Source organism: Streptomyces sp. NPDC022910 (assembly GCF_055561075.1).
Map to the genome: position 1 here is coordinate 254734 of NZ_JBVHHL010000002.1, position 16506 is coordinate 271239.

Genomic DNA, 16506 nt, shown 5'->3' on the forward strand with positions numbered 1-16506 from the left:
CGGAAGTGTCCGACAGGGAACCGCCGCGCCGCCGCGTGCCCGGCCCCGCGCGGCCCGTGCAGCGCCCCGACGCCCGGCGCCGCCCGGGCCCCGGCGCCGGACCCGTGCGCCGCCCGGCCCCGGCCCGCGGGCCCGCCCCGCGCAAGATCCGGCTCGGCAGCCCACGACCCCGGCTGCGCCTGGTCAGCCTCGCTCTGACCCTGGTGCTGCTCGCCTTCGTCGTACGGCTGCTCCAGGTGCAGGCCGTGGACGCGAGCGCGTACGCCGCCAAGGCCGACCAGAACCGGTACGTCGGCCGCACCCTGGCCGCCGTACGCGGCGAGATCACGGACCGCAGCGGCGTCGAGCTGGCGACCAGCGTGGACGCGTACGACATCACGGCCGACCCGACGCTGTTCACGCAGAAGGCGACCGGGACTGCGGACGCCCCCGAGCAGGCCGCCGCGCTCCTCGCGCCGATCATCGGCCAGGACGCGGCCGCGGTCACCAAGAAGCTCAAGACCCCGCACACCCAGTACGTCCTGCTGGCCCAGCGCCGGACCCCCCAGGTCTGGAACCAGATCAAGGACCTGAAGAACACACTGGCGGCCAAGGCCAGGACCGAGAAGGGCACGGTCAACGTCCTCGCCGGCGTCCTCGCCGAGCCCACCAGCAAGCGCGTCTACCCCAACGGCGACCTCGCCGCCGGGATACTGGGCTGGGTCAACGCCGAGGGCAAGGGCGGCGGCGGCATCGAGCAGCAGCTGAACGAGGAGCTGGCCGGCAAGGACGGCAAGATCCGCTACGCCCAGTCGGGCGGTCGGCTGGTGCCCACCGCGGGCTCCGCCGAGACCCCCGCCGTGGCCGGTTCCGACATCGAGCTGACCATCGACCGCGACATCCAGTGGGCCGCCCAGAACGCCATCACCGAGCAGGTGAGGAAGTCCCGGGCGGACCGCGGATACGTGGTGGTGCAGGACACCCGGACCGGCCAGATCCTGGCCATGGCGAACTCACCCGGCTTCGACCCCAACGACCTGTCCAAGGCCAACCCCGCGGCGCTGGGCAACGCGGCCCTCCAGGACGCGTACGAGCCCGGCTCCACGGCCAAGGTCATGTCGATGGCCGCCGTGCTGCAGGAGAACGTCGCCACCCCGACGACGCACGTCACCGTGCCCAACCGGCTGCACCGCGGCGACCGGCTCTTCCAGGACGACGTCGACCACGCGACCTGGTACCTGACGCTCAACGGCGTCCTCGCCAAGTCCAGCAACATCGGCACCATCCTGGCCACCGGTCAGCTCGGCAAGACACAGCCTGAGGCCAACCGGGTCCTCTACTCGTACCTGCGCAAGTTCGGCATCGGCAGCCCCACCGGCCTCGGCTTCCCCGGCGAGACGAAGGGCATCCTCGCGCCCGCCGACAAGTGGTCGACATCGCAGCAGTACACGATTCCTTTCGGCCAGGGTGTGTCGATCAACGCGGTCCAGGCCGCGTCCGTCTACTCGACCATCGCCAACGGCGGCGTACGCATCGAACCGACCCTGGTGCGCGGCACCAAGGGTCCGGACGGCCGCTTCACACCGGCTCCGAAGCCCCGGAAGACCAGGGTCGTCAGTGACAGGACGGCGAAGACCCTCGCCCAGATGCTCGAGTCCGTCGTCGACGACCAGGAGGGCACCGGTGCCAAGGCCCGTATCCCCGGCTACCGGGTCGCGGGCAAGACGGGTACGGCCAACCGCGTGGATCCGGCCACCGGCAAGTACCGCGGTTACACGTCGTCCTTCGCCGGGTTCGCCCCCGCGGACAACCCCCGCGTCACCGTCTACTGCGCCATCCAGAACGCCACCAAGGGCAGCTACTTCGGCGGCCAGATCTGCGGCCCCATCTTCAAGCAGGTCATGGAGTTCGCCCTCAAGACCCTCCAGGTCCCGCCCACCGGGGCAGCGGCCGCGAACCTGCCCGTCACGTTCACGCCATGATCAGCACTACGGGAAAGACCGACCAGGAAACAGCTCGTGACAACGATCACTCCCGACCCCGGGAACCACACCCCGCCCTCGCCCTCACTTCGCTCGGGTGGGGGTGCGCCCGGTACGCTCACCGCCGTGCCACACGCTGATCAGTCCCACCACACCCAGAAGGGCGCTTCCGTGACGTATCCGGGACCGCCGCGACCGGTTCACGTCTCCGCCACACCCCTCGCGGAGCTCGCCGATCAGCTGGGTGTCGCCGCGCCGGAGACCCCGGACAGCGCAGTCGAGGTCACGGGCATCACCCATGACTCGCGCGCCGTCCGCCCCGGTGACCTGTACGCCGCCCTGCCCGGCGCCCGCCTGCACGGCGCCGACTTCGTCACCCAGGCCGCCGGCCTCGGCGCGGTCGCCGTGCTGACCGACCCGACCGGCGCCGAGCGCGCCGCCGCCACCGGGCTCCCGGTCCTGGTGACCGACGATCCACGGGGACGGATGGGCGAGCTGGCGGCCATGATCTACGGCCGCCCGGGCCGGGACCTGCTCCAGATCGGCATCACCGGCACCTCCGGCAAGACCACGACCGCCTACCTCGTCGAGGGCGGTCTCAAGACCGTGCGCAGCACCGGTCTGATCGGCACCGTCGAGACGCGCATCGGCGACGAGCGCATCAAGTCCGAGCGCACCACCCCGGAGGCCACCGATCTGCAGGCCCTGTTCGCCGTCATGCGGGAGCGCGGGGTCGAGGCGGTCGCCATGGAGGTCTCCAGCCACGCGCTGGTGCTCGGCCGCGTCGACGGCTGCGTCTTCGACATCGCCGTCTTCACCAACCTCAGCCCGGAACACATGGAGTTCCACTCCGACATGGAGGACTACTACCGGGCCAAGGCGCAGCTGTTCACGGAGGAACGCAGCCGGGTCGGTGTCGTCAACCTCGACGACGAGTACGGCCGCAGGCTCGCGAAGGACGCCGGCGTTCCGGTCGTCACCTTCTCCGCGGAGGGCCACCCCGACGCGGACTGGCGCGCCGAGGACGTCCGGATCGGCCCGCTGGACTCCGCGTTCACCGTGCTCGGCCCGAAGGGCCGGCGGATCGCCGCGAAGTCGCCGCTCCCGGGCCCCTTCAACGTGGCCAACACCCTCGCCGCGATCGTCGCCCTCGCCGAGGCCGGTATCGACCCGCAGACCGCCGCCGACGGCATCGCCGCCGTGCCGGGCGTCCCGGGCCGCCTGGAGCGCGTGGACGCCGGGCAGCCCTACCTCGCGGTCGTCGACTACGCCCACAAGACCGACGCCGTCGAATCGGTGCTGCGCGCCCTGCGCAAGGTCACCGAGGGCAAGCTGCACGTCGTGCTCGGCTGCGGCGGTGACCGGGACACCACCAAGCGCGCCCCGATGGGGGCCGCCGCGGCCCGGCTCGCCGACACGGCCGTACTGACCTCCGACAACCCGCGCTCCGAGGACCCCCTGGCGATCCTCGCCACCATGCTCGAGGGCGCGGCGTCCGTCCCCGCGCACGAACGCGGTGAGGTGCAGGTCTTCGAGGACAGGGCAGCCGCCGTCGCCGCCGCCGTCGCCCGCGCGCGGCCCGGGGACACCGTGCTGGTCGCGGGCAAGGGCCATGAGCAGGGCCAGGACATCGCCGGAGTGGTCCGTCCCTTCGACGACCGCCAGGTGCTTCGCGAAGCTATCCAGAAGACCCAGGGATGAACTTGTGATCGCCCTCTCCCTCGCCGAGATCGCAACAGTCGTCGGCGGGCAGATGCATGACATACCGGACCCGTCCGTCCAGGTCACCGGGCCGGTCGTCCGGGACTCCCGCGAGGTGGAGCCCGGCAGCCTCTTCGTCGCCTTCGTCGGTGAGCGCGTGGACGGACACGACTTCGCACCAGCCGTCGTCGAGGCGGGCGCCGCAGCCGTGCTGGCGTCCCGCCCCGTCGGCGTGCCCGCGATCGTCGTGGACGACGTACAGGCCGCCCTCGGCGCCCTCGCCCGCCACGTCGTCCAGCGGCTCGGGGCGACCCTGGTGGCCCTCACCGGCTCCGCGGGCAAGACCAGCACCAAGGACCTCATCGCCCAGGTGCTCCAGCGCAAGGCGCCGACCGTGTGGACGCCCGGCTCGCTCAACAACGAGATCGGGCTGCCGCTCACGGCCCTCAGCGCCACCGAGGCGACGAAGTTCCTCGTCCTGGAGATGGGCGCGCGGGGTATCGGTCACATCCGCTACCTCACCGGCCTTACCCCCCCACGGATCGGGCTCGTGCTCAACGTCGGCACCGCCCACATCGGCGAGTTCGGCGGTCGCGAGCAGATCGCGCTGGCGAAGGGCGAACTCGTCGAGAGTCTTCCCTCCAAGGACGAGGGCGGCGTCGCGGTCCTCAACGCCGACGATCCGCTCGTACGGGCCATGGCGTCCCGTACGACGGCGAAGGTGATCCTTTTCGGAGAGTCCGACGAAGCGGACGTACGCGCCGAGAACGTGAGACTCACGGACAGCGGACAGCCCGCCTTCAGCCTTCACACACCCTCCGGGTGCAGCGATGTGACCATGCGCCTGTACGGTGAGCACCACGTGTCGAACGCGCTCGCCGCGGCCGCCGTCGCCCATGAGCTGGGCATGTCCGCGGAAGAGATCGCCACCGCGCTCTGTGAGGCGGGCTCCCTCTCCCGCTGGCGGATGGAGGTCACCGAGCGCCCGGACGGCGTGACGGTCGTCAACGACGCCTACAACGCAAACCCCGAGTCCATGAGGGCCGCACTGCGCGCTCTCGTGGCCATGGGCAAGGGGCGGCGCACGTGGGCGGTGCTCGGCAAGATGGCCGAGCTCGGGGACGAGGCGCTCGCCGAGCACGACGCGGTCGGGCGGCTCGCCGTCCGGCTCAACGTCAGCAAGCTCGTCGCGGTCGGGGGCAGGGAAGCGTCCTGGCTGCAACTGGGCGCATATAACGAGGGTTCGTGGGGTGAGGAGTCGGTGCACGTGTCCGACGCACAGGCGGCGGTCGACCTGTTGCGCAGCGAGTTGCGCCCGGGAGACGTCGTTCTCGTGAAGGCGTCCCGGTCGGTCGGGCTCGAGAGTGTGGCGCAGGCGCTGCTCGAGACCGGTGCCGAGGGTGAGGTTGCCGCCCGATGATGAAGCAGATCCTGTTCGCAGGAGTCATTGGTCTGTTCTTCACCCTGATCGGCACCCCGTTGCTGATCAAGGTGCTGGCCCGTAAGGGATACGGCCAGTACATCCGCGACGACGGCCCGCGCGAGCACCACAGCAAGCGCGGTACGCCGACGATGGGCGGCATCGCCTTCATCCTGGCCACGATCGCCGCGTACTTCCTCAGCAAGGTGATCACCGGCAAGCCGCCGACGTTCTCCGGGGTGCTGGTGCTCGGCCTGATGGCCGGCATGGGCCTGGTCGGCTTCCTCGACGACTACATCAAGATCGTCAAGCGGCGTTCGCTCGGCCTGCGGGCCAAGGCGAAAATGGCCGGCCAGCTGATCGTCGGCATCGCCTTCGCGGTGCTGGCCCTGCAGTTCGCCGACGCCCGGGGCAACACCCCGGCCTCCACCAAGCTCTCCTTCGTGCAGGACTTCGGCTGGACCATCGGACCGGTGCTGTTCGTGGTCTGGGCGATCTTCATGATCCTCGCCATGTCGAACGGCGTGAACCTCACCGACGGTCTCGACGGCCTCGCCACCGGTGCCTCCGTGCTCGTCTTCGGCGCGTACACGTTCATCGGCGTCTGGCAGTTCCAGGAGTCCTGTGCCAACGCGCAGACCCTGACCAACCCGGCCGCCTGCTACGAGGTACGCGACCCGCTCGACCTGGCGGTGGTCTCCTCCGCGTTGATGGGCGCCTGCCTCGGCTTCCTGTGGTGGAACACGTCGCCCGCCAAGATCTTCATGGGCGACACCGGCTCGCTGGCCCTGGGCGGCGCGCTCGCCGGTCTTGCGATCTGCTCCCGCACCGAGCTGCTGCTCGCCCTGCTCGGCGGCCTCTTCGTCCTGATCACCATGTCGGTCGTCATCCAGGTCGGCTCGTTCCGCCTCACCGGCCGGCGCGTCTTCCGGATGGCCCCGCTCCAGCACCACTTCGAACTCAAGGGCTGGTCCGAGGTCCTCGTCGTGGTCCGCTTCTGGATCATTCAGGGAATCTGCGTGATCGTGGGTCTTGGCATCTTCTACGCGGGATGGGCAGCGGAAAAGTGACCGAGTGGCAGGGCAAGCACGTCACCGTCGCGGGGCTCGGCGTCTCCGGCGTCCCGGCGGCCAAGGTGTTGCACGGGCTCGGCTCGGTCGTGACCGTCGTCAACGACGGCGACGACGAGCGGGCCCGGGCACAGGCCGCGGAGCTGGAGGCGATCGGCATCACGGTCCGCCTCGGCGACGGCGCCACCCTGCCCGAGGGCACCGAGCTGATCGTCACCGCGCCCGGCTGGAAGCCGGACAAGCCGCTGTTCGCGGCGGCCGGGAAGGCGGGCGTCCCGGTCTGGGGCGACGTCGAGCTGGCCTGGCAGCTGAGGCGCCCCGACGCGGCGCCCTGGCTCGCGGTCACGGGCACCAACGGCAAGACCACGACCGTGCAGATGCTCGCCTCGATCCTGAGGGCCGCGGGCCTGCGCACGGCCGCCGTCGGCAACATCGGGGTCTCGCTCCTGGACGTCGTACTCGGCGAGGAGCAGTACGACGTCCTGGCGGTGGAGTTGTCGAGCTACCAGCTCCACTGGGCGCCGTCGCTTCGCGCCCACTCCGCCGCCGTGCTCAATCTGGCGCCCGACCACCTCGACTGGCACGGTTCGATGGAGGCGTACGCCGCCGACAAGGGCCGTATCTACGAGGGCAACAGGGTCGCCTGCGTCTACAACGTCGCCGACAAGGCGACCGAGGACCTGGTGCGCGAGGCGGACGTCGAGGAGGGCTGCCGGGCCGTCGGCTTCACGCTGGGCACGCCCGCCCCGTCCCAACTCGGCGTCGTGGACGGCATCCTGGTCGACCGCGCCTTCGTCGAGGGCCGGCAGAAGAACGCGCAGGAGCTGGCGGAGGTCTCCGACGTCAACCCGCCGGCCCCGCACAACATCGCCAACGCCCTTGCCGCGGCGGCCCTCGCGCGCGCCTTCGGGGTGCCGGCCGGGGCCGTACGTGACGGGCTGCGGGCCTTCACCCCGGACGCCCACCGCATCGCACACGTGGCGGAGGTGGACGGGGTCGCGTACGTCGACGACTCCAAGGCCACCAACACGCATGCGGCGGAAGCCTCGTTGGCGGCGTACGAGTCGATCGTGTGGGTCGCGGGCGGGCTCGCCAAGGGCGCGACCTTCGACGAGCTGGTCGCGAAGTCGGCGAAGAGGCTTCGGGGTGCGGTGCTCATCGGCGCGGACCGCGCGCTGATCCGTGAAGCCCTCGCGCGACACGCACCGGAAGTACCCGTCGTCGACCTCGATCGGACCGACACTGGGGCGATGCGTGCGGCTGTGCGGGAGGCGCGGGGGCTCGCTCGCGCGGGCGACACGGTGTTGCTGGCACCGGCCTGTGCCTCCATGGACATGTTCGCGAACTACAACAAGCGCGGGGACGCGTTCGCGGAGGCCGTACGCGAACTCGGCGCCGCGGGCGCCTGACGGCGGGCCCCGGTCACTCCGGGCGCGCCCGGGATCCCTGGGAGGGACGCGTGACGACGCCATCGTGGTCGGTGTTTCGCGGGCGGCTGCCCGCCGGCGGCACCGCTCCGTGCAGCGAGGTGACCGGTGGCATCCAGTAGCCGTGCGGTGCAGCGGTCGGCCGGGCGGCCCACCGGTCCCCGTTTCTCGCGCGACAACCCCGCGGTCCGTCTCGTCGCCCGGGCCCGGCGGGCCTGGGACCGCCCGCTCACGGCCTACTACCTGATCCTCGGTGGAAGCCTGCTGATCACCGTGCTGGGTCTGGTGATGGTCTACTCGGCCTCGCAGATCACCGCGCTGCAGATGTCGCTGCCGGGGTCGTACTTCTTCCGGAAGCAGTTCCTCGCCGCATCCATCGGCGCCGTGCTGCTGTTCGTCGCGTCGCGGATGCCCGTGAAACTCCACCGGGCGCTGGCCTACCCGATCCTGGCGGGTGCCGTCTTCCTGATGGCACTGGTGCAGGTGCCCGGGATAGGGATGTCGGTCAACGGCAACCAGAACTGGATCTCGCTCGGCGGCTCCTTCCAGATCCAGCCCAGTGAGTTCGGTAAGCTCGCCCTCGTGCTGTGGGGCGCCGACCTGATCGCCCGCAAGCAGGACAAGCGGCTCCTCGGACAGTGGAAGCACATGCTCGTGCCGCTGGTCCCGGTGGCGTTCCTGCTGCTCGGGCTGATCATGCTCGGCGGCGACATGGGCACGGCCATCATCCTGACCGCGATCCTCTTCGGGCTGCTGTGGCTGGCCGGGGCCCCGACCCGGATGTTCGTCGCGGTGCTGTCCATCGCGGCCACGATCGGCGTGATCCTGATCAAGACCAGCCCCAACCGCATGGCCCGGCTCTCCTGCATCGGGGCGACCGAACCCCAGTCGGGCCCGGTCGACTGCTGGCAGGCCGTGCACGGCATCTACGCTCTGGCGTCCGGCGGAATCTTCGGTTCCGGACTTGGTGCGAGTGTGGAGAAATGGGGCCAACTCCCCGAAGCGCACACCGACTTCATCTTCGCCGTCACCGGGGAGGAACTTGGCCTCGCGGGCACGGTGTCGGTGCTCGCCCTCTTCGCGGCTCTAGGCTATGCGGGTATCCGCGTGGCCGGACGCACGGAGGACCCCTTCGTGAGGTACGCCGCGGGAGGCGTGACGACCTGGATCACCGCTCAGGCGGTGATCAACATCGGTGCGGTGCTCGGCCTGCTGCCGATCGCCGGTGTCCCGCTCCCGCTGTTCTCCTACGGAGGGTCCGCCCTGCTGCCGACCATGTTCGCCATCGGACTGCTGATCGCCTTCGCGCGCGACGAGCCCGCTGCGCGGGCGGCGCTTGCGATGCGGCAACCCCGCTTTGGTAGAAAGCGGGCGGGAGGCCCTGTGTCCGAGCGGGGGCCTCGGAGATGGAACACGATGCGACGGCGTGCCTCGGCGGCGCGCTCGTCCGGAGAGCGGTGAATTTCGGTGCATGTCGTACTCGCCGGTGGGGGGACCGCCGGCCACATCGAGCCCGCGCTCGCCCTCGCGGACGCCCTGCGCAGGCAGGACCCGACCGTGGGGATCACGGCCCTGGGCACGGAGCGCGGCCTGGAGACCCGGCTCGTCCCCGAGCGGGGCTATGAACTCGCGCTGATCCCCGCCGTCCCTCTGCCGCGCAAGCCCACCCCTGAGCTGATCACCGTCCCCGGACGGCTGCGCGGCACGATCAAGGCGGCCGAGCAGATCATGGAGCGCACCAAGGCGGACGTCGTCGTCGGCTTCGGCGGCTATGTCGCCCTGCCCGGCTATCTGGCCGCCAAGCGGCTCGGCGTCCCGATCGTCATCCACGAGGCCAACGCGCGCCCCGGTCTGGCCAACAAGATCGGTTCGCGGTACGCCGCCCAGGTCGCCGTCTCCACCCCGGACAGCAAACTGCGAGGCGCCCGCTACATCGGCATCCCACTGCGCCGCGCCATCGCCACCCTGGACCGTGCCGCGGTGCGCCCGGAGGCCCGTGCCGCGTTCGGACTCGACCCGAACCTACCGACGCTGCTGGTCTCCGGCGGCTCGCAGGGCGCCCGCCGGCTCAACGAGGTGATCCAGCAGGTCGCCCCGTACCTCCTGCAGTGCGGCATCCAGATCCTGCACGCGGTGGGCCCGAAGAACGAACTGCCGCAGGTGCACCAGATGCCGGGAATGCCGCCGTATGTCCCGGTACCGTACGTGGACCGGATGGACCTCGCGTACGCCGCGGCCGACATGATGCTCTGCCGCGCGGGCGCGATGACCGTCGCCGAGCTCTCCGCCGTCGGGCTGCCGGCCGCCTACGTTCCGTTGCCCATCGGCAACGGCGAGCAGCGGCTGAACGCCCAGCCGGTGGTCAAGGCCGGCGGCGGACTGCTGGTCGACGACGCGGAGCTGACGCCCGAGTGGGTCCAGCAGAACGTCCTGCCCGTACTCGCCGACCCGCACCGGCTGTACCAGATGTCGCGCGCCGCCAGCGAGTTCGGCCGCCGGGACGCCGACGACCTGCTCGTCGGCATGGTGTACGAGGCGATCGCCTCGCGCCACCACCAGTAACGCATCGGTGGGTGAGCCGAAGGGGCGCGCCGGTGTCGAGAGTCATGGGGTCCCCTGCTCGAGCGAAGCCGAGAGCTTGGGGGAGTGCGGAGGCCCGAAGGGCTGAGTGCGGTCGGGCTCTCGACACCGGCTGAGACGCCCCGGAGGCGAACCGAACCCCGAAATGAGGGAGGCAGGGCGCGTGGCCGGACCGATGACCACCGAGCGCGGCGAACGGCAGCAGCTGAAGTCCGGCCCGCCCCGGCCGCCTCGTCTGCTCCGCCCTCGTATGCTCATCATCCTTTTGATCGCTGTGGTGTTGGTGGGCGGCGGCTCCATCTGGCTGCTGTACGGCTCCCCGTGGCTGCGCGTGCGGCACGTCTCCGTCTCCGGTACGCGTGTCCTGACTCAGGCGCAGGTGCGCGAGGCGGCCGGTGTACCGCTCGGATCGCCCCTGATTTCCCTCGACACCGATGTGATTGAGGCGCGTTTGCGCCGGAAATTGCCCAGGATCGACTCGGTTGACGCCGTTCGCTCCTGGCCCCATGGAATCGGTCTGAAAGTGACCGAACGCACTCCGGTTCTGATTGTCGAAAACGCCGGAAAGTTCGTCGAAGTAGACAAGGAAGGCGTACGGTTCGCCACGGTTTCGAGCCCTCCGAAGGCCGTACCCACGCTGGAATTGACGGTGGGGCGGTCGGCCGCCCAGCGGCGCTTCGGCGCCGATCGGCTGGTGCGTGCGGCCGCCCGCGTGACCCAGGACATTCCCGCCGCCGTCGCCCGGGACGTCCGGACCGTCAAGGTCCGTTCCTACGACTCCATCTCGCTGGAGCTGAGCGGCGGTCGGACCGTCATGTGGGGCAGTAGTGAGAAGGGCCGGGCGAAAGCGGTCACGCTGACCGCGCTGATGAAAGCGGCGTCCAGCGCCAGGCAGTTCGACGTAAGTGTTCCCACCGCCCCTGCGTCATCGGGGAGTTGACGCGCATCCGCGCAGGCCAGCACCCTGGTTGGGCAGTGCTACGGCCGATCACATAGGGTGAAAAGAAAAACGGGAGGTTCGGCGTGTTCGTTGAACGTGCGCCACTTGTCGACTTAGTGTCCTGTTCGGAAGAGTCCAAGGAACAGGCACACTGGTAACCCTAAACTTCAGCGTTAGGGTTCGGGTCGGCGTTCGGACCGTCCCATTCGGCATCAGCCGTCGGGCCGCGGGGCACCCGCGGGACGAGGGCAACGTAATTCGAGGCGAGAGGCCTTCGACGTGGCAGCACCGCAGAACTACCTCGCAGTCATCAAGGTCATCGGTGTCGGCGGCGGTGGTGTCAATGCCATCAACCGGATGATCGAGGTCGGTCTCAAGGGCGTCGAGTTCATCGCCATCAACACCGACGCGCAAGCTCTGTTGATGAGCGACGCCGACGTCAAGCTCGACGTCGGCCGTGAACTCACCCGCGGACTCGGCGCCGGAGCCAACCCGGCCGTCGGGCGCAAGGCCGCAGAGGACCACCGTGAGGAGATCGAGGAGGTCCTCAAGGGGGCCGACATGGTCTTCGTGACGGCCGGTGAAGGCGGCGGCACCGGCACCGGCGGTGCGCCCGTCGTGGCCAACATCGCGCGCTCCCTCGGCGCCCTCACCATCGGTGTGGTCACGCGCCCGTTCACCTTCGAGGGGCGGCGCCGCGCCAACCAGGCCGAGGACGGCATCGCCGAGCTCCGCGAAGAGGTCGACACCCTCATCGTCATCCCGAACGACCGGCTGCTGTCCATCTCGGACCGCCAGGTCTCCGTCCTCGACGCCTTCAAGTCGGCGGACCAGGTCCTGCTCTCCGGTGTTCAGGGCATCACCGACCTCATCACCACGCCCGGCCTGATCAACCTCGACTTCGCCGACGTCAAGTCCGTGATGTCCGAGGCCGGTTCGGCCCTCATGGGCATCGGATCGGCCCGCGGCGACGACCGCGCGGTGGCCGCGGCCGAGATGGCCATCTCCTCGCCGCTGCTCGAGGCGTCCATCGACGGCGCCCGCGGTGTGCTCCTGTCCATCTCCGGCGGCTCCGACCTCGGTCTCTTCGAGATCAACGAGGCCGCCCAGCTGGTGAGCGAGGCCGCGCACCCCGAGGCCAACATCATCTTCGGCGCCGTGATCGACGACGCCCTCGGCGACGAGGTCCGGGTCACCGTGATCGCCGCAGGCTTCGACGGCGGCCAGCCCCCGGCCAAGCGGGACAACGTCCTCGGTTCGTCCTCGGCGCGGCGGGACGAGCCGACGCCGGCGCGTCCGGCCGACAGCCGCCCGTCCTTCGGCTCGCTCGGCAGCGTCACGCCCAAGGATGTGCCGGAGCCCGCGCCGGAGCCCGTGAGCGAGCTCCCCGTCGCCCCGCCGATCCCGCCGTCGCGGACCTACTCGGACAGCGCGGCCGAGGAGCTGGACGTACCGGACTTCCTCAAGTGATAGGACAGCGCGACACCGTGAGCGGCGCGCACTTCGCCTTCACCGACAGGTGGGGCGGGGTGAGCGCCGCTCCGTACGAGGAGCTCAATCTCGGCGGCGCGGTCGGCGACGACCCCGACGCCGTGCGCACCAACCGCGATCTGGCCGCGAAGTCACTGGGACTCGACCCCGCCCAGGTGGTCTGGATGAACCAGGTGCACGGGCGGGACGTGGCTGTGGTCGACGCACCCTGGGGTGGAAATCCGGTACCCGAGGTTGACGCGATCGTCACCGCCGGGCGCGGCCTCGCACTCGCCGTGCTCACCGCCGACTGCACGCCCGTACTGCTCGCCGACCCGGTCGCCGGGATCGCGGCCGCCGCCCACGCGGGCCGGCCCGGGATGGTCGCCGGAGTCGTGCCCGCCGCCCTACGAGCGATGATGGAGCTGGGCGCCGAGCCGTCCCGGATCGTCGCCCGCACGGGACCCGCGGTCTGCGGCAGGTGCTACGAGGTGCCGGAGGTGATGCGCGCCGAGGTGACTGCCGTCGAGCAGGCGGCGCACGCCGAGACCAGCTGGGGCACACCCGCGGTCGACGTGACCGCCGGCGTGCACGCGCAGCTCGAACGGCTCGGGGTGTGCGACCGGGCGCAGTCGCCGGTGTGCACGCTCGAATCGGGCGACCACTTCTCGTATCGCCGCGACCGTACCACCGGGCGACTCGCGGGCTATGTCTGGCTGGACTGATGGGGCATGACGGACCGTAAGCATCAAATCGCCTCCAACCTCGCGAAGGTCGAGGACCGCATCGCGGCCGCGTGCGCCGCCGCGGGGCGCAAGCGGGAGGAGGTGACCCTGATCGTGGTCACCAAGACCTATCCCGCGAGCGATGTGCGGATTCTGTCGGAACTCGGTGTCCGCCACGTCGCCGAGAACCGCGACCAGGACGCCGCGCCCAAGGCGGCCGCTTGCTCGGATCTGCCGCTTTCGTGGCATTTCGTCGGTCAATTGCAGACCAACAAGGTGCGATCCGTGGTCGGTTATGCGGATCACGTGCAGTCTGTCGATCGTTCCAAGCTCGTCACGGCACTTTCGAAGGAGGCCGTGCGGGCCGGGCGCGAGGTGGGGTGTCTCATCCAGGTCGCGCTCGACGCGGACGAGAGCGGGCGGGGGGAGCGCGGAGGTGTGGCACCCGAAGGAATCGAAGAGTTGGGCGACCTCGTCGCTCGCTCTCCAGGGCTGCGGCTGGACGGCCTGATGACCGTCGCGCCGCTCACCGGAGAGTACGCGGGGCGCCAACAGGCGGCGTTCGAGCGGTTGATGGATTTGTCGACCGACCTGCGCCGAGCCCATCCGGCTGCAACCATGGTCTCGGCAGGAATGAGTGCGGACCTCGAACAGGCCGTGGCCGCCGGGGCGACACATGTGCGCGTCGGCACCGCGGTACTCGGAGTCCGCCCCAGGCTCGGGTAACGTCGCCAAGAAGTCGGACCACAGCAGAAAATATGGTCATTACCGCTGATAGCGGGCGTAACGACCTCGTGGATCGCGGGCACTTGGCAGTCGTCAGCCGATCCACCACAGAGCGGAGGACTCAGAGCATGGCCGGCGCGATGCGCAAGATGGCGGTCTACCTCGGCCTCGTGGAGGACGATGGGTACGACGGCCGGGGATTCGACCCCGACGACGACTTCGAGCCCGAACTCGACCCCGAGCCGGAACGGGACCGCAGGCGGCACGAGCCGTCGCACCAATCGCACCAGGCACTTCAGTCCCAACGGGACGAATCGGTGCGAATGGTCCAGCCGCCGGCGCCGCGCGAGCCGGTGCCCCAACCTGCTTCGCTACCCGCGGAATCGGGGCGCCCGGCTCGCATCGCTCCCGTGGCATCCATCACACAAGAACGCCAGACTCTGGAGAAGAACGCGCCGGTGATCATGCCCAAGGTCGTGTCCGAACGAGAGCCGTACCGGATCACCACGCTTCACCCGCGGACCTACAACGAGGCCCGTACCATCGGGGAACACTTCCGTGAGGGCACGCCGGTGATCATGAATCTGACTGAGATGGATGACACAGATGCGAAGCGACTTGTCGACTTTGCGGCCGGATTGGTGTTTGGTCTTCATGGCAGTATCGAGCGGGTGACGCAGAAGGTGTTCCTGTTGTCGCCTGCTAACGTCGATGTCACGGCGGAGGACAAGGCCCGCATCGCAGAGGGCGGGTTCTTCAACCAGAGCTGAGACGCACCACCGGAAAAGGCACGGGAACAGGGGAGAGGGAAGCACGGATCATGGGCGTGTTCCTGGAGGTTGTCTACATCGCGCTGATGTGCTTCCTCGTCGTGCTGATTTTCCGGTTGGTCATGGACTACGTGTTCCAGTTCGCCCGCTCATGGCAACCCGGCAAGGCGATGGTGGTCGTTCTGGAGGCCACCTACACTGTCACTGATCCACCGCTGAAGCTTCTGCGGCGGTTCATCCCGCCGCTGCGTCTCGGGGGCGTGGCGCTCGACCTGTCCTTCTTCGTACTGATGATCATCGTCTACATCCTGATCTCCATCGTGGGCAGTCTCGCGAGGTGAATGTGGACGATACGGTCTTGCCGACTGCCGATGACTACGTTGAGGTGAAGAGATGCCGTTGACCCCCGAGGACGTGCGGAACAAGCAGTTCACGACCGTCCGCCTCCGAGAAGGCTATGACGAGGACGAGGTCGATGCCTTCCTCGACGAGGTCGAAGCCGAACTGACCCGCCTGCTCCGGGAGAACGAGGACCTGCGCGCCAAGCTGGCCGCCGCCACGCGTGCCGCCGCGCAGAACCAGCAGAACATGCGGAAGCCTCCGGAGCCGCAGGACCAGCCGCAGGGCATGCGAGGTCCGGGCGCTCCGGTGCCCGCCGGGATATCGGGCCCGCCGCAGCAGCAGATGGGTGGCCCCATGGGTGGCCCGCCCCAGCTGCCCAGCGGTGCCCCGCAGCTGCCCGCCGGTCCCGGTGGACAGGGCGGTCCGCAGGGTCCCGGCCCGATGGGCCAGGGTCCGATGGGGCAGGGTCCGATGGGGCAAGGCCCCATGGGCCAGGGCCCGATGGGTCAGCCCCCGATGGGTCAGCCCCCGATGCAGCAGCAGATGGGTGGCCCCATGGGCGGTCCGATGGGCGGCCCCATGGGCGGTCCGGGCATGCCCGGTCAGGGCCCCGGTGGCGACAGTGCCGCGCGTGTCCTCTCGCTGGCCCAGCAGACCGCCGACCAGGCGATCGCCGAGGCCCGCTCCGAGGCCAACAAGATCGTCGGCGAGGCCCGCAGCCGCGCCGAGGGTCTGGAGCGCGACGCCCGGGCCAAGGCCGACGCCCTGGAGCGGGACGCGCAGGAGAAGCACCGTGTCGCGATGGGCTCCCTGGAGTCCGCCCGCGCCACGCTGGAGCGCAAGGTCGAGGACCTGCGCGGCTTCGAGCGCGAGTACCGCACGCGGCTGAAGTCGTACCTGGAGTCGCAGCTGCGCCAGCTGGAGACCCAGGCCGACGACTCGCTGGCCCCGCCGCGCACCCCGGCCACGGCCTCCCTGCCGTCGCCGTCGGCGCCGTCGATGGCTCCGGCTGGTGCGGGCGCCCCGTCGTACGGTGGCAACCAGACGATGGGCGGTGCCCCGGCCCCTGCTGCTCCGTCCTTCGGCGGCCAGCAGCAGATGTCCCCGGCGATGACCCAGCCGATGGCGCCGGTGCGTCCGCAGGGCCCGTCGCCGATGGGCCAGGCTCCCTCGCCGATGCGTGGGTTCCTCATCGACGAGGACGACAACTGACGGGAATGAATACGCCGTAGGCGTCGGCAGCGTTCAGGGCGGGGCTCCGGATTCTCATCCGGAGCCCCGCCCTTTTGCTACGCGCGTTCGGCGCTTGTACCCCCTGTGTTCGGGTGTGGGAGCGGTTGTGCGTGCGTACGCAACGCCGAAGGCCCGGGCCCA

Annotated in this window: 14 protein-coding genes; all 14 read left to right on the forward strand. The window is 70.0% G+C overall.

Annotated features, from left to right (window positions below; translation table 11 throughout):
• The first annotated feature begins 5 nt into the window (after positions 1–5).
• The 14 genes from ACZ3TS_RS02990 (at position 6) to ACZ3TS_RS03055 (ending at position 16344) form a co-directional block, all read left to right on the forward strand.
• Positions 6–1961 carry a peptidoglycan D,D-transpeptidase FtsI family protein gene (locus ACZ3TS_RS02990; protein ID WP_467613236.1) on the forward strand — a complete coding sequence of 652 codons (1956 nt, stop codon included), beginning with the start codon at positions 6–8 and terminating at the stop codon, positions 1959–1961.
• Positions 1962–2132: 171 nt separating this feature from the next.
• Positions 2133–3662 (forward strand): UDP-N-acetylmuramoyl-L-alanyl-D-glutamate--2,6-diaminopimelate ligase, encoded by a 1530-nt coding sequence (locus ACZ3TS_RS02995; protein ID WP_467613374.1) that lies wholly within the window; start codon positions 2133–2135, stop codon positions 3660–3662.
• A gap of 4 nt (positions 3663–3666) precedes the next feature.
• Positions 3667–5082, forward strand: coding sequence for a UDP-N-acetylmuramoyl-tripeptide--D-alanyl-D-alanine ligase (locus ACZ3TS_RS03000; RefSeq protein WP_467613238.1), 1416 nt, complete (start codon positions 3667–3669; stop codon positions 5080–5082).
• Entirely contained in the window at positions 5079–6152 is a 1074-nt protein-coding gene (mraY, locus tag ACZ3TS_RS03005) for a phospho-N-acetylmuramoyl-pentapeptide-transferase (RefSeq protein WP_467613240.1), read from the forward strand. The genes ACZ3TS_RS03000 and mraY overlap by 4 nt, the downstream gene beginning before the upstream one ends.
• Complete coding sequence (murD, locus tag ACZ3TS_RS03010) at positions 6134–7561, forward strand: UDP-N-acetylmuramoyl-L-alanine--D-glutamate ligase (RefSeq protein ID WP_467613242.1); 1428 nt, start codon at positions 6134–6136, stop codon at positions 7559–7561. The genes mraY and murD overlap by 19 nt, the downstream gene beginning before the upstream one ends.
• 147 nt (positions 7562–7708) lie before the next feature.
• Positions 7709–9040, forward strand: a complete 1332-nt coding sequence (ftsW, locus tag ACZ3TS_RS03015) for a putative lipid II flippase FtsW (protein WP_467613376.1) — start codon at positions 7709–7711, stop codon at positions 9038–9040.
• A 6-nt stretch (positions 9041–9046) separates the two neighbouring features.
• The gene (murG, locus tag ACZ3TS_RS03020) at positions 9047–10141 is read left to right on the forward strand and encodes an undecaprenyldiphospho-muramoylpentapeptide beta-N-acetylglucosaminyltransferase (protein WP_467613244.1); all 1095 of its coding nucleotides are present in this window, start codon (positions 9047–9049) and stop codon (positions 10139–10141) included.
• Positions 10142–10322: 181 nt separating this feature from the next.
• On the forward strand, positions 10323–11099 hold the full coding sequence (locus ACZ3TS_RS03025) for a cell division protein FtsQ/DivIB (RefSeq protein WP_467613246.1): 777 nt from the start codon (positions 10323–10325) through the stop codon (positions 11097–11099).
• Positions 11100–11378: 279 nt separating this feature from the next.
• On the forward strand, positions 11379–12569 hold the full coding sequence (gene ftsZ, locus ACZ3TS_RS03030; RefSeq protein WP_467613248.1) for a cell division protein FtsZ: 1191 nt from the start codon (positions 11379–11381) through the stop codon (positions 12567–12569).
• Complete coding sequence (pgeF, locus tag ACZ3TS_RS03035) at positions 12566–13294, forward strand: peptidoglycan editing factor PgeF (RefSeq protein ID WP_467613249.1); 729 nt, start codon at positions 12566–12568, stop codon at positions 13292–13294. The genes ftsZ and pgeF overlap by 4 nt, the downstream gene beginning before the upstream one ends.
• 6 nt (positions 13295–13300) lie before the next feature.
• Positions 13301–14020, forward strand: coding sequence for a YggS family pyridoxal phosphate-dependent enzyme (locus tag ACZ3TS_RS03040; protein ID WP_467613251.1), 720 nt, complete (start codon positions 13301–13303; stop codon positions 14018–14020).
• Between the two features lie 128 nt (positions 14021–14148).
• On the forward strand, positions 14149–14790 hold the full coding sequence (locus ACZ3TS_RS03045; RefSeq protein WP_467613253.1) for a cell division protein SepF: 642 nt from the start codon (positions 14149–14151) through the stop codon (positions 14788–14790).
• A gap of 50 nt (positions 14791–14840) precedes the next feature.
• Positions 14841–15131 (forward strand): YggT family protein, encoded by a 291-nt coding sequence (locus ACZ3TS_RS03050; RefSeq protein WP_451590333.1) that lies wholly within the window; start codon positions 14841–14843, stop codon positions 15129–15131.
• A 52-nt stretch (positions 15132–15183) separates the two neighbouring features.
• Entirely contained in the window at positions 15184–16344 is a 1161-nt protein-coding gene (locus tag ACZ3TS_RS03055) for a DivIVA domain-containing protein (protein WP_467613255.1), read from the forward strand.
• The last annotated feature ends 162 nt before the right edge of the window (positions 16345–16506 follow it).